Origin of the sequence: Bradyrhizobium genosp. SA-4 str. CB756, assembly GCF_000473125.1 — a bacterium.
Classification (GTDB): domain Bacteria; phylum Pseudomonadota; class Alphaproteobacteria; order Rhizobiales; family Xanthobacteraceae; genus Bradyrhizobium; species Bradyrhizobium arachidis.
The window spans coordinates 1,071,600-1,083,284 of record NZ_KI421499.1 but is presented as its reverse complement, the minus strand read 5'-3'; the positions used below and the strand labels follow the sequence as shown (position 1 = coordinate 1,083,284).

General features: G+C 63.2%; 20 protein-coding genes. 9 read left to right on the top strand and 11 right to left on the bottom strand.

Translation table 11 applies throughout. The annotated features are described in order from the left end of the window. Positions 1-7: 7 nt before the first annotated feature. Together BRAGE_RS0105215 and BRAGE_RS0105210 are read left to right on the top strand one after the other, a co-directional pair. A complete protein-coding gene (locus tag BRAGE_RS0105215) occupies positions 8-1,036 on the top strand; it encodes an IS110 family transposase (RefSeq protein ID WP_027562470.1) in 1,029 nt (342 codons plus the stop codon). A 63-nt stretch (positions 1,037-1,099) separates the two neighbouring features. Further along, positions 1,100-1,945, top strand: coding sequence for an SOS response-associated peptidase (locus BRAGE_RS0105210; RefSeq protein WP_084334714.1), 846 nt, complete (start codon positions 1,100-1,102; stop codon positions 1,943-1,945). Positions 1,946-1,962: 17 nt separating this feature from the next. Here the strand turns inward: BRAGE_RS0105210 and BRAGE_RS54220 are convergent, their stop codons facing one another. After that, entirely contained in the window at positions 1,963-2,151 is a 189-nt protein-coding gene (locus BRAGE_RS54220; protein ID WP_141263124.1) for a hypothetical protein, read from the bottom strand. A 336-nt stretch (positions 2,152-2,487) separates the two neighbouring features. Here BRAGE_RS54220 and BRAGE_RS0105200 point away from each other — a divergent pair, with 336 nt between their 5' ends. Together BRAGE_RS0105200 and BRAGE_RS47775 are read left to right on the top strand one after the other, a co-directional pair. Further along, on the top strand, positions 2,488-2,688 hold the full coding sequence (locus BRAGE_RS0105200) for a hypothetical protein (protein ID WP_027562468.1): 201 nt from the start codon (positions 2,488-2,490) through the stop codon (positions 2,686-2,688). Next, positions 2,685-2,909: a hypothetical protein gene (locus BRAGE_RS47775; RefSeq protein WP_051377695.1), complete on the top strand. Its 225-nt coding sequence runs from the start codon at positions 2,685-2,687 to the stop codon at positions 2,907-2,909. Before BRAGE_RS0105200 ends, BRAGE_RS47775 begins: the two co-directional genes overlap by 4 nt. Here BRAGE_RS47775 and BRAGE_RS47770 read toward each other — a convergent pair. Then, a complete protein-coding gene (locus BRAGE_RS47770) occupies positions 2,887-3,081 on the bottom strand; it encodes a hypothetical protein (protein WP_084334722.1) in 195 nt (64 codons plus the stop codon). The genes BRAGE_RS47775 and BRAGE_RS47770 overlap by 23 nt on opposite strands. Before the next feature lie 339 nt (positions 3,082-3,420). Continuing rightward, complete coding sequence (locus BRAGE_RS0105180) at positions 3,421-3,636, bottom strand: hypothetical protein (RefSeq protein ID WP_027562467.1); 216 nt, start codon at positions 3,634-3,636, stop codon at positions 3,421-3,423. A gap of 143 nt (positions 3,637-3,779) precedes the next feature. Between BRAGE_RS0105180 and BRAGE_RS55700 the strand changes: the two genes are divergently transcribed. Continuing rightward, entirely contained in the window at positions 3,780-3,917 is a 138-nt protein-coding gene (locus tag BRAGE_RS55700; RefSeq protein WP_167336485.1) for a hypothetical protein, read from the top strand. 40 nt (positions 3,918-3,957) lie between these two features. Here the strand turns inward: BRAGE_RS55700 and BRAGE_RS0105170 are convergent, their stop codons facing one another. Both BRAGE_RS0105170 and BRAGE_RS55695 read right to left on the bottom strand, forming a co-directional pair. Then, positions 3,958-4,206, bottom strand: coding sequence for a hypothetical protein (locus BRAGE_RS0105170; protein WP_027562466.1), 249 nt, complete (start codon positions 4,204-4,206; stop codon positions 3,958-3,960). A gap of 229 nt (positions 4,207-4,435) precedes the next feature. Beyond that, complete coding sequence (locus BRAGE_RS55695; protein ID WP_167336484.1) at positions 4,436-4,636, bottom strand: hypothetical protein; 201 nt, start codon at positions 4,634-4,636, stop codon at positions 4,436-4,438. Positions 4,637-4,700: 64 nt separating this feature from the next. On the opposite strand from BRAGE_RS55695, the gene BRAGE_RS54205 reads away from it, so the two are divergent. Then, positions 4,701-4,877 (top strand): hypothetical protein, encoded by a 177-nt coding sequence (locus BRAGE_RS54205; protein ID WP_156950834.1) that lies wholly within the window; start codon positions 4,701-4,703, stop codon positions 4,875-4,877. Positions 4,878-4,974: 97 nt separating this feature from the next. Here BRAGE_RS54205 and BRAGE_RS0105150 read toward each other — a convergent pair whose 3' ends face one another. Next, complete coding sequence (locus BRAGE_RS0105150) at positions 4,975-5,415, bottom strand: hypothetical protein (protein WP_027562465.1); 441 nt, start codon at positions 5,413-5,415, stop codon at positions 4,975-4,977. Positions 5,416-5,572: 157 nt separating this feature from the next. Between BRAGE_RS0105150 and BRAGE_RS0105145 the strand changes: the two genes are divergently transcribed. Together BRAGE_RS0105145 and BRAGE_RS0105140 are read left to right on the top strand one after the other, a co-directional pair. Continuing rightward, entirely contained in the window at positions 5,573-5,758 is a 186-nt protein-coding gene (locus tag BRAGE_RS0105145; RefSeq protein WP_027562464.1) for a hypothetical protein, read from the top strand. 256 nt (positions 5,759-6,014) lie between these two features. Next, a complete protein-coding gene (locus BRAGE_RS0105140) occupies positions 6,015-7,301 on the top strand; it encodes an NRAMP family divalent metal transporter (protein ID WP_027562463.1) in 1,287 nt (428 codons plus the stop codon). A 146-nt stretch (positions 7,302-7,447) separates the two neighbouring features. Here BRAGE_RS0105140 and BRAGE_RS0105130 read toward each other — a convergent pair whose 3' ends face one another. From BRAGE_RS0105130 to rocF, 5 genes are all read right to left on the bottom strand, one after another. Then, a complete protein-coding gene (locus BRAGE_RS0105130; RefSeq protein WP_027562462.1) occupies positions 7,448-7,636 on the bottom strand; it encodes a hypothetical protein in 189 nt (62 codons plus the stop codon). 180 nt (positions 7,637-7,816) lie between these two features. Next, positions 7,817-8,101, bottom strand: coding sequence for a hypothetical protein (locus BRAGE_RS56620; RefSeq protein WP_027562461.1), 285 nt, complete (start codon positions 8,099-8,101; stop codon positions 7,817-7,819). A gap of 113 nt (positions 8,102-8,214) precedes the next feature. Beyond that, the gene (locus BRAGE_RS0105120; RefSeq protein ID WP_027562460.1) at positions 8,215-8,757 is read right to left on the bottom strand and encodes a c-type cytochrome; all 543 of its coding nucleotides are present in this window, start codon (positions 8,755-8,757) and stop codon (positions 8,215-8,217) included. Then, entirely contained in the window at positions 8,744-10,015 is a 1,272-nt protein-coding gene (gene soxC, locus BRAGE_RS0105115; RefSeq protein ID WP_027562459.1) for a sulfite dehydrogenase, read from the bottom strand. Before soxC ends, BRAGE_RS0105120 begins: the two co-directional genes overlap by 14 nt. A 164-nt stretch (positions 10,016-10,179) precedes the next feature. Beyond that, positions 10,180-11,154, bottom strand: a complete 975-nt coding sequence (gene rocF / locus BRAGE_RS0105110) for an arginase (protein ID WP_027562458.1) — start codon at positions 11,152-11,154, stop codon at positions 10,180-10,182. Positions 11,155-11,419: 265 nt separating this feature from the next. On the opposite strand from rocF, the gene BRAGE_RS0105105 reads away from it, so the two are divergent. Then, positions 11,420-11,680, top strand: a complete 261-nt coding sequence (locus tag BRAGE_RS0105105) for a hypothetical protein (protein ID WP_027562457.1) — start codon at positions 11,420-11,422, stop codon at positions 11,678-11,680. Positions 11,681-11,685: the final 5 nt, after the last annotated feature.

Sequence of the window (11,685 nt, the reverse complement as noted above, 5' to 3'; positions counted from 1 at the left end):
AAGTCTGATGAATCTTCCTGTTCGCATCGGTATGGACACTTCCAAGTCGGTTTTCCAGCTTCATGGTGTTGATGAGAATGAGGCGGTGGTGGTCCGCCGCCAGTTCCGGCGAGCCGAGATGATCCGCTACTTCGAGCGGCTTCCACCGGTTCTCGTCGCCATCGAATCCTGCGGCAGCTCCCATCATTGGGCGCGCCTGCTGCAGTCGTTCGGTCACGAGGTGAAGCTGATCCCCCCTCAGTACGTGAAGGCTTACGTGAAGCGCGGCAAGAACGACGCGGCCGATGCCGAAGCGCTGTGCGAGGCGGTCACCCGGCCGAGTATGCGGTTTGTACCGGTCAAATCGAAGGAACGGCAAGCGGCCTGCATGTTAATGACTGTGCGGGAACGCCTGGTCAGCGTGAAGTCGCAGCTTTCCAATGCTTTCAGGAGCTATGCGGCTGAATTTGGCATCGTCGGCCCCGCCGGTCGGCAGAATGTCGCGCAACTTATCAAACGGGTACTCGAGGATGACAGTTTGCCGGAAATGGCAAAGGATCTCTTCCGACTCCAAGCAGAGGAATATGCCGCGGTCGAAGCCCGCCTGGCAAAGATCGAAGCCAAGCTGATGAAGTGGCACCGCGACGATGATGTCAGCAGGCGAATCGCGACGATTCCCGGCGTCGGTCCGATTGGGTCGTCCATGCTAAGCATGAAAGCGCCGCCGCCCGAGACTTTCAGATCGGGTCGCGACTTTGCGGCGTGGCTCGGGCTGACACCTAAGGATCATTCAACTGGCGGCCGGCAAAGGCTCGGCGGCATTACAAAGGCTGGAGATTCTATACTGCGATCAACGTTGATCGTCGGTGCGACCGCACTGCTGAGGCATATTCGAAAGGGCCGTCATAAGCCCACACCATGGCTCGCTTCGCTGCTGGAGCGAAAGTCGCCAAAGTTGGTCGCGGTGGCCTTGGCCAACAAGTTTGCCCGCATCGCTTGGCGCTTGATGATATCGGGCGGCGTGTACAAGCAGCCGGTAGCCGTCATGCCGACTTGATCTGAAATCGGCCCGCGAGCAGGTTGCTCGGCGGATTGCCCACGAACTTGCAGGACGCAGTAGATGGAAGGACCGATCGGTCGATACGCGCGAGCTTCCGAAGATTACACTGGCAACAAGAATGTCGCCCATGTGCTTGGAGCGCGCGTAGCGAACACCATCTCGGCCAGCGGGCTTTGTCCGCGCAAACAGGCCGGACATCTGATAGCAAGCGATCTGGCCAAAAGTCTGCTACAATCGATCACCACCAATCAGGCGGCCATCGCCGATCTCTTCCGCGTGGTCCGACGCTATGAAGGCAACTTGCCGCCGATGCCCGGCGTGTTTCCCGATTACCCCGCGCCTGTCATTCGCGATGCAGGCAGCGGCGAGCGCGAGATGGTGATGATGCGGTGGGGCATGCCCCCTCCGCCACGCACGGGCGGGCCGCCCGTGACCAACATTCGCAACACCTCGTCTCCGCATTGGCGCGCCTGGCTCAAGTCGGAGCACCGTTGCCTCGTGCCCGTCAACAGCTTTGCCGAGTATGCACCGGAGCCGAACCCGGAGACGAAGAAGAAGGACGTTGTCTGGTTCGCTCTCACGGAGGCGCGACCGCTGTTTGCGTTTGCCGGTATCTGGACCACGTTCAACGGCGATCGGGGTACGAAGTCAAAGCCAGTCCCCGGACCGCATCAGGTCTATGGATTTCTCACGACGGCACCGAATTCGATCGTCGAACCGATTCACCCCAAAGCTATGCCCGTGGTCCTGACTTCAGCGCAGGAATGGGATGTTTGGCTCAGGGCACCATGGGATGAAGCCAAGGCACTGCAACGCCCCTTGCCGGATGATCAGTTGAGCATCGTGGCACGCGGACCTGACAAGGAAGATACGGTCTCAGCGGCAACGTACTCTAACCCGCCGTAGCGCCCACCCACAAAACCTCACTCCGCGCGGTCGTCGCCATCCGCCTCCCCGCCCTGCCCGTCTTCCTTCCGCGGCGCATCCATCGTCTTGCGTCCGAGAAACGTATCAGGCAGCGGTTGCTTCAACAGTTCGCGGCATTCATGCGCCAACTTCCGCATGAATTCGGCCTGCTCATGATCGACAGGCAATGGTCGGAAAATCCGCATGATGCGTGCTCCCTCGCATTGCAGGCGGGAGCACGATCGGTCTCTCAGCCACCGACGCCTACGGACGAAAGCCTTGGCCGGTGATGTCTGGCCAACGACGTGCGGTCATCATTGTTCAAAATCGAGCTTGAGAAATCGCACCGCAGTAAAATGAGTAATTCGCTCAAACGCCTCAGACTTGGCCAAAAGAATCTTCGCAGCGACGTATCATATGATGCGGACTCTCCGCCTGGAAGGAACGTAAGGTTAACCCATCACCGCAAGGCCCGAGGTAACGATCGGTGATGAGAACGCCAATTGCGCTTCCCGCCCGCACTCGAACAAGGGAGCAGCGCCATGCAGAAGCGGCGTCGATTCAAGCAGACCAAGACACTCGACCAGCGACTGGCCGAAGAGGTGACACGCCTGCGCGATCAGGCGCGCGCGCTGCCGCCGGGCCGCAGCCGCGAGATGCTGCTGCGCAAGGCGCGGCAGGACGAGACGGCGATACAGATCGAGTCCTGGCTTCGCTCGCCGGGCCTGAGGGCTCCGACATGACGCAGCAATACCGCGCTTATCTGGTCGGCGAGAACGGCGTCTTCCGCTCCGCCGAAGCGTTCGAGGCGATGTCGGACGAGAAGGCGCTCGCCTTCGCGCGGCAGTTCACCCGGCAGGGAAATGTCGAGGTCTGGCAGCTCGGCCGCAAGATCGGCCTGCTCAAGCAGGCGGCGTCCGGCGCCACATCGGGTCGCATCGTCAATCCGTCACGCCCGTCCTGAAATCCTGTTCTTTCGGAAAAGGCTCATGGGTCTTGCGGCCGAGGAAGGTGTCCGGCCGCGGCTGCTTCAGCACGCTGGCCGCTTGCGCCGTCAGCTCGCGGATGCGGGCATTCTGCTCGCTGATCTCGGCAGCCAGCTCGTGCACGCTGTCGATGAGTGATTTGCCGATCATGGCCGCGCTCCCTTCGCTCATGCAGGCGGGAGCGCGATCGGTCTCTCAGCCACCGACGCCTACGGGCAGAGCCTCGGCCGGTGATGACGTGACCATACACCTTTCGAGGAAAGGCTGCAGCGGAATTCAGTCACCCCAGGTGCGCTTGCCGCACGCGCACAGGTAGACACGGACGGTCGTGCCGCTGCGCGGGTCCAGGAATTTGTCCGCGAGCCTCGGCCATGCCTCGCATTCCGGGCAGCGGCGGCAGAGATGCACCACGGAATCCTCGCGCTTTTCATCGTCATCCGTCATGCGGAGGAGAATACAGCTCTCGCAGGGGCGTTTCCCTGCCCCAGGTTAATCGGCGTCACTTTGGTGCTCAGACAGTTCTTCCGTCCGATCTTGCGATCTGGGCCAGACCCGGGGCACGGGTGCGGCCAGCAGCGCCTCCGCGGACGCGATCATCTCGATGGAGCGTTGCAGCATCTGGAGCGTGGCCTGGTTGCCGGCGCGGATGCGGCTCATCCGCGTCTCGACAAGGATCTCGATCCATTCCCGGTCATTCGGCATCATGCCAACCGCTTCCGGACAGAACGCCCGCAAGCTTAACCCATGTTAAGCCGATTGGTTCCCATCCGGTCCTGGTTCGAAAAATAGGATCTGCTCCCTTGCGATAGATCAAGCCGAGCGCCTGACAAACAGCGCGGCTTGTAACCATGGATCGCCAGCCTCCAAAGATACAGGACCCGCCGCCCGCCAAGCTGTCGCGGACCGAGGAAGCTCGCCGCCTCATTGAAGAGTATGTAGCCAGCCTCCAGCAGGTGATCCAGAAGCTGCGCCGCAAGATGAACTAGCCGCGCACGGGCGTGGCAAGATTGGCTGCCCGCGGCCGCCTCATTCCTCGGCCAGCTTGCGCTCGATATAGGCATCTACAGTCTCGGCAAACGAACGCTGCACGCCGACCGCGACACCGTACTGATCGAGCGCATCGCGCTGGAGCACGCGCAGGCCGCGCCCGCGGGCGCTGACCGGCGCGGTGTTCAGATATTGATCGATGGCGCCCTTGGCGAGCGGGATGGCCTTGGGGTCGCCCCTCGCGATCAACAGGCGCAGGAGGCTCTGGCATTCGGCGAGGCCAGGCATGGTATCCTTCATCCTTGCCGCGATTTCGGCTTCGGCTTTTTCACGGGCTGGGTATGGGTGCCGAACAGGGCCAGCAGAAACGCGACTTCTTCCTTCGAACCGATCTGGATCATGATTGTCTCCTTTTCGCTCCGTTGGTCGGGGCCGGACGCGAAGGAGTTCAGGACGATCTGGTTTCAGGACTGTTTCAGGCGTGTTTCGTCAGAATCTTGCGCCTGCCTGGGTGGCCTCAGCCCCTGTTGTCGCGGCGCGCCTTGCTCTCGGCGCGCGACATCGCGCTTTCGAGGATCGCGAAGCGAAGCGCCTCGATCCGCTCGGCATATTCGCGGTCGAGACGCATCTTGTCCTCGCGCAGCCTGCGATTTTCCTCCATGACAAGAAGTGCCCGTGAGTGCAGCGAATCCGACATCGGCGAGATATGCCAAACCATGGAAACCTCCGCCTTCACATGCGTTAAGTGAAGTGTCTCAACCCCGCCCCGGAGGGAATCACCCATGGACTTTGTGAGCGAAGCAGCCCGGCACCGCCACCAGGCCGAAGAGCTGCGCGCGAAGTCCGAGCTGATGGCCGACGAAGCGACGCGCACTCAATATCTGCGGATGGCGGAAGCCTACGACGCCATGGCGGATCAGGAAGAGCGGATCACGCGGCTACCGAAGTCCCCGGACTAAGCGGCAGCGAGATCAGGATGATTCGTCATCGCGCTCTAGCCTGTTGTCTGCGCTTGATCTTTTCGGAAGACCGCTGCGCATCTTTCCGGATCATTCTTTAGGTCGTCCCGCCCTCTGACGCTGCGCGCTCCGTCGTCTTGGCCAAGGGCCTTCTGCTGCAATACCACGCAGCAAGGCCCGCAGCCGCGCCCGCGGCGGCATAGAGCATCCGGTCCCGGTCGAACGGACTGAAGAGATAATTACCGGACCAGCCCAGCGCCGCACCGCAGGCGACAAACAGAGGCGCGACAAGTTCCAGCCGCGCCTTGCGCACGCCCCACATCAACAGTCCGGCCGGAACGGCCGTGAACATGGCGATGAAAGCGAAGTGGACGGCGGCAACGAACAGCCCGGCGAACAGCAAGGGAAACGTCAGTCCCTTCGCGAGCGCCGCGACCAGTCCGTACAGAAAGAGGACCGCCGTTGCCGCCGCGCAGCCGGCGAACCAGCCCTTGACGTCCGCCGAGATCTCTGTTTCCCGATCCGTCATGACGGCCATCCTGATCCCGTCATCTTGCAGGTGCTTTCACCGAACGGTCAAACTTTAACTCAAATGCAGCAAAACGGATTCGGCGGAACGAAATTTCTTCGCGCCATGCTGGGACATGTCGGGCAGACATGATGTCGCCCGGACATAGGGCGCTGGAGAGATTGCGATGTATTACGTCGCCGCTGCATTGCTGGTGCTGTCGGGACTGTTCTACTCCGCGAGCCATCACGAGCTCGGCCAGTTCGGCGCGAACATGTGCAGCTATGGCAGCGCGTTCTGCGAGAACCCGCTGATCGTCTTTTCCGGCGCGGCGCTCGCCGCGGCCTGGGGCATGTTCGTCAGCGTCAAATAGATCGCGAGGCGGGCCTGCGCATGTTCGCGCGCCCGGATTCCGCCGGCGGATGCGGCCAGGCTCGCTGCCGGGCGGCAGCGCTTCGAAGCTTTCGGGATGATGCCAATCTACAGGTGTTTTGCCCGACGGGTCAAGCGAATTTAGCATAATCAGAAATGTGCGAGGGGTGGCCATCCGCGGATGGCCACGAGGAACTTTTGTTCCCTCCCCTGCATTTGCTAAAAAGACGCCGCACCGACCCCGAGCCCCCTTGTCCATGACCGACAGTGCCCTGACCCCGACGAAATCCACGCCGAGCCTGCTGCAACGGCTGGGGCCGGGCCTCATCACCGGGGCGGCGGACGACGACCCGTCGGGCATTGCCACCTATTCGCAGGCCGGGGCGCAATTCGGCTATGGACTGCTCTGGACGGTCTTCCTGACCACGCCGTTCATGATCGCGATCCAGCTCGTCAGCGCGCAGATCGGGCGCGTCACCGGCAAGGGGCTTGCCGCCAACGTCATGCAGATCGCGCCGCGCTGGGCGGTGCTGGCGCTGGTCGCCATGCTCGTCGCCGCCAACACGTTCAACATCGCCGCCGACATCGCCGCGATGGCGGAGGCGCTCTCGCTCGTCATCGGCGGCCTCAACCACGAGCACGCCCTGATCTTCGCGGCCGGCTCGACCCTGCTCCAGGTGTTCCTGCCCTATCGCCGCTATTCGCCGCTGCTGAAATTCCTCACGCTGGCGCTGTTCGCCTATGTCGCAACCGCCTTCACCGTGAAGATCCCGTGGAGCACGGCGCTGCTCGCCGCGGTGTGGCCGAAGGCGAATGTCAGCGCCGACTATTTCATGATGGTGGTCGCCGTGCTCGGCACCACCATCAGCCCCTATCTGTTCTTCTGGCAGGCCTCCCAGGAGGTCGAGGAGATGAATTGCGGCAAGCACGACCAACCGCTGCGCGAGCTGAAGCACGGCGGCAAGCCGGAGCTTGCGCGCATCAGGGCCGACACCATCTCCGGCATGCTGCTCTCCAACGTCATCGCCTTCTTCATCATCCTGACCACGGCGTCGGTCCTGCACGCCAACGGCGTCACCAACATCAGTTCGGCGACGCAGGCGGCCGAAGCGCTGCGGCCGCTCGCCGGCAACTTCACCTTCGCCCTGTTCGCAACCGGCATCATCGGCACCGGCCTGCTCGCGATCCCGGTGCTGGCGGGCTCGGCGGCTTACGGCGTCGCGGAGATCTTCGGCTGGCGCGCCACGCTGGAGGCAAAGCCGGACGAGGCGGTCGGGTTCTACACTATCATCGCCGCCGCGACCGCGATCGGCTTCGGCCTCGGCTTCACCGGGATCGATTCGATCCACATGCTGGTGTGGAGCGCGGTGCTCAACGGCGTCGTCGCGGTGCCGATCATGGTGATGATGATGCTGATCGTCTCGAGCCGCGCGATCATGGGCCGCTTCCGGGCGCGGTCATGGCTGATCGCGCTGGGCTGGCTCGGCACGGCGCTGATGGCGCTGGCCGTCCTCGCGCTGCTCGGCTCGTCCCTGATCGGCTGACTAGTGCGGCGACAACGCCGCCGAGATCTGCGAGGCGATGATGAAGGCCGCGAACACGGCCGGCACGGCGATGAACCGCAGAAACTGATCAATCGAAAGCATTGCTGTCGTCCCCCCAGAAGACAAAAGCGCCCTCGCCCGCCGCGCTACTCCACCCCTTGCGCGGCGTGCTGATCGGCCGTCAGAAGCTGATCGGAAATGGCAGCGCCGCTCAACGTGAGCAGCGCCAGAATCGAAATCACGGCCAAGAATTGCATGGCCGGAAGCTCGGCTCGGATTGTGGCCAAAGATGTCAGAGCCTGGTGCGATTTCGCGACGATCCCTGGCAAGATCATGGCTATCCTCAATCCGTTTCTACGGCCCTTTCCCACCAAGAACGCCAGGGCCGGCCGCGCCCCTTCGGGATTCACGACGATCCCAAGCTAGTTTAACAGTTGCGGCTGGAGTGGGGCTTGCGCGCGGACCTGGAGCGAGTTCGACGCAGGCTTTGGCTCGACGGCGTCGCGATCCGCGAGCTACGGCGTCACGGGATTGACAGTCGGGGATGTTTTCGGCCCCGGCCGCGCCGGTTCGAGCGACGACCTCGATTCAGTCGGAAGCACTGCGGCGCCTGCGGCACGCGCAGCCTCGCCCGTGGTTGCGTACATCGCGACATGGGCCGGCTGAGTCTTGGCTCGGTTCCAAGGACCGTGGTCGACGATCAACATTGCAGCGATCGTCAAGCCGGCCACGATCAGCGCAATCACGCCGGGATGGCGAAGCGCCGAGGACATGGAGTTTGCGAAACGATCCATTGCCATAGAAAGACCCACTCTGTTTCCTCTCGCAGGTTAATTCAAATTGGTCCTCGCAAGTTCCCCTTAAGCTTTGGCAAGTTCCGAGCTGAAGCCCGGAACTTGATCGTTCCCATAGGTCACTTCTTCACATCCGGACGCGCATCGCCGACGAATTTGTCTCGGTTCGGCATTCTGATGGCCGCCAGCGATTTGGCGTCGAGGATCGCATCCGCCGCAACAAGCCCGTTCAGGCTCAGGACGTAGGCCGACACCGCATAGACGTCATCGTCGCCCAGCGATTGCGGCGCATTCTGCGGCATCGCGCGGCGGATGTAGTCGAACAATGTCGGCGCATAAGGCCAGTAGCTGCCAACGGTTCGGACCGGCTTTGCCGTTCCGATCGTGCCCTGTCCGCCGGCGAGCCGGTCGCCCAGGCCGCCTTCGCCTTTGTCGCCGTGACACGAGGCACATTGCTGAGCGTACAACTCACGCCCATGAGCGACCGAGCCGCTTCCCTTCGGCAAATTGCTGCCGTCGCGGCCGATGTCGATATTCCAGCCTGCGATCTCGGCGGCCGTTGCCGGCCGACCGATACCGAAGGGGCTTTGTGCCTGCGCTACGTTTACCCAGATGCCGGCGAGGATCGCAGAGACCACGCCGCAAGTGTTACGCCAGCGCATTCGTCACCTCGCCGTCTTGAGCGATGCGCCAGGGCCAGATCGCATTGTTGTGGTAGAAATAATTCTCGCCGCGCACTGCAAGCAGCTCGGCCAGGGTCGGCTGCACATAGCCGGTCTCGTCGATCGCGCGGCTCTGGATCACGGCGGGCTTGCCGTCCCATTGCCACGGCAGACGGAAGCGCGTCAGGGCACGCGTCAGCACCGGCTCCTGCAAGCGCGCTTCCTGCCAGCTCTTGGCGTCGTCCACCGACACTTCGACGCGCGCGATCTTGCCATGTCCGCTCCAGGCGATGCCGGTGATCTCGTGGAAGCCCGGCGCGCCCAGACGCTGGCCGCCCGAGGGACGCGTGATGATCGACTTCGCCTCCATGTAGAAGGAGAACTCGCGTGCGGTGCCGTCCGGCAAGAGATCGGTGTATTTCGACGTCTCCTCGCGCGAATAGACGGGCTCTGCCGTCGCATGCAGGCGCCGCAGCCACTTCACGCTCATGTTGCCTTCGAAGCCCGGCAGGAGCAGCCGCAGCGGATAGCCCTGCTGGGGCCGCAGCCGCTCGCCGTTCTGGCTGTAGACCAGCATGGCATCCTCGAGGCATTTCTCGATCGGGATGCTGCGCGTCAGCGCTGCCGCATCGGCGCCCTCGGCGATCACCCACTTGGCCTCCGGCTTCAGCCCGGCCTCTTGAAGCACCAGCTTCAGGCTGACGCCGGTCCACTCCGCGCAGCTCACCAGACCCACGAGGTCCGATGCCGTCTTGCCGTAGGGCCTGCTGTAGCCGGGGTTGCCGGAGCATTCGAGGAAGTGGATGCGCGACTCCGATGGAAATCGCTTGAGATCGTCCATCGTGAAGATCAGCGGCCGTTCGACGAGCCCGTGCAGCATCAACCGGTGCTGCGCCGGATCGATGGTGGGGACGCCGCCGTGATGCCGCTCGTAGAACAGCCCGTTCGGCGTGATGATGCCGTCGAGCTCCTGCAAGGGCGTACGACTGGACGCCGAGATGTACTGCTTGAGAGTCTTCGAGATGTTTTTGACTACCCCCTTCTCGAACGGCGAGGGCGCGCCGTAAGGCTGGCTTCCCATGGGGTCGCCCGGCGCCTTCATCCACTCAGGAACGTTGGGCGGAAGATTGTCCGTCTCCGCTGCCGCAGAAGCGCCCGCGCCGAGAACGGCACCTCCAATGGCTGCCGAACCGGTGGTCAGGAGGCGGCGGCGCGTGGTCGTCACGGGATTGTCGTCGGGATGCATCGTACTGCTCATTGCGGGCCCTCCGCTGGCGCTGAGCCCGCATCAAACAATCCGACTGCGGTATTTGCAATTCGCAGCTGTTTCAAAAGCCAACGATTTTGATCGGGGCTGGTCTAAATCCAGCGGCCGCAGGAGCAGTTCCTTTCCTTGCAGCGCACAAACGCAAGCAGCTTGATTCACTCCCCCGGGGCGATCGCGTTGCTCGGCGTCGGCCGATCGGTAATCTGCTGGCCGAACAGGCTGCCGATCAGTTCGACCGCCGTGCGCGCGGTCCGGCCACGCTCGTCGAGGAATGGATTGAGCTCGACGATGTCGACCGATCCGACCACGCCGGAATCGTGCAACAGCTCCATGATCAGATGCGCCTCGCGATAGGTCGCACCGCCCGGCACGGTGGTGCCGACGCCCGGCGCCACGCAAGGGTCGAGGAAGTCGACGTCGAAGCTGACATGCAGCACGCCATTGCTCGCCTTGACCCGCTCGATGACGCGGCGGATCAAGACGGCGACGCCGAACTCGTCGATCTGGCGCATGTCGACGACCCTGATCCGTCGCGCGCGCATCAATTCCTTTTCGAGCTTGTCGATCGAGCGTGCGCCGAACAGATCGAGCCTGTCAGGATCGATCGAGGCGCGCGGATCGTCGCCCAGGAGGCCGTCAAGGCCCGGCTCGCCGCACAGGAATGCCGCCGACATGCCGTGCATGTTGGCCGTGATCGTCGTCTCCGGCGTGTTGTAGTCGGCATGTGCATCGAGCCAGAGCACGAACAGCTCGCGCCCACGCTCCTGCCAGTGACGTGCCATCGCATTGACCGAGCCCATCGACAAGGTGTGATCGCCGCCGAGGAAGATCGGCAACGCACCGGTTTGCGCGATCTCGTAGCCTCTGCGGCTCAGCACGCGCGTCCAGCGCTGGATCTCGCGGTAGTGATTTGCCTTCACGGGCGGCCTGTCGGCGAGGTCCGTGACCTCGGCGACGGAGAGATCGCCGTAATCGACGACGTCGAAATCGAGACTTTCGAGCAGCATCGCAAGGCCGGCCGTGCGCAGCGCCGCAGGGCCCATCAAGGTACCGCGCTGCGAGGCCCCCATGTCGATGGGCGCGCCGAGCAAGGCGATGCGCCGGGCTCGGTCCATGGTCCGGTCGGTCACGGCAATCTCCCGAGTTCAGCAAGGCTGCACCAGCCTAACAGAGATTCGCACCCGTCGTTTCCCGGGGATTTCGCAACGAAATGCGTCCCGCCGGAACTAATTGGCGTACGGCGCATTTCCACTGCAAGGCCGGCACCCGCCGTTCAAAACGGCGCCTGTCGCGGATAGCCAAAGGTCTTCGGGCCCGCTGTTCCAAAACGAGCGCTCGCGCGGATAGCCAAAGGTGCCGGTCTCAATCTTTCGGTCAGGTTCGGAGATCGCGCGCTTGAGCACGGAAATACCGCAGCCCAGTCCCCAGCCCGGCATGGCCGAACGCGCCATGGACGCAGCAACCGACGTCTCCCAGACCATCGGCGAGGTCGCAGGAGGCTTGCACGCCGCCGTCGACCGTCTCACCCATGCAATCGATGAGGCGCGAAAGCCCGGACGATCGCTCGCGACTGTCGCAGCGATCACGCGCGAAGCGCCCTTGGCGAGTCTGTTCGTCGCTTTCCTGTTTGGCGTGGCGGTCGCGCGCCGGCGCTAGCGGCC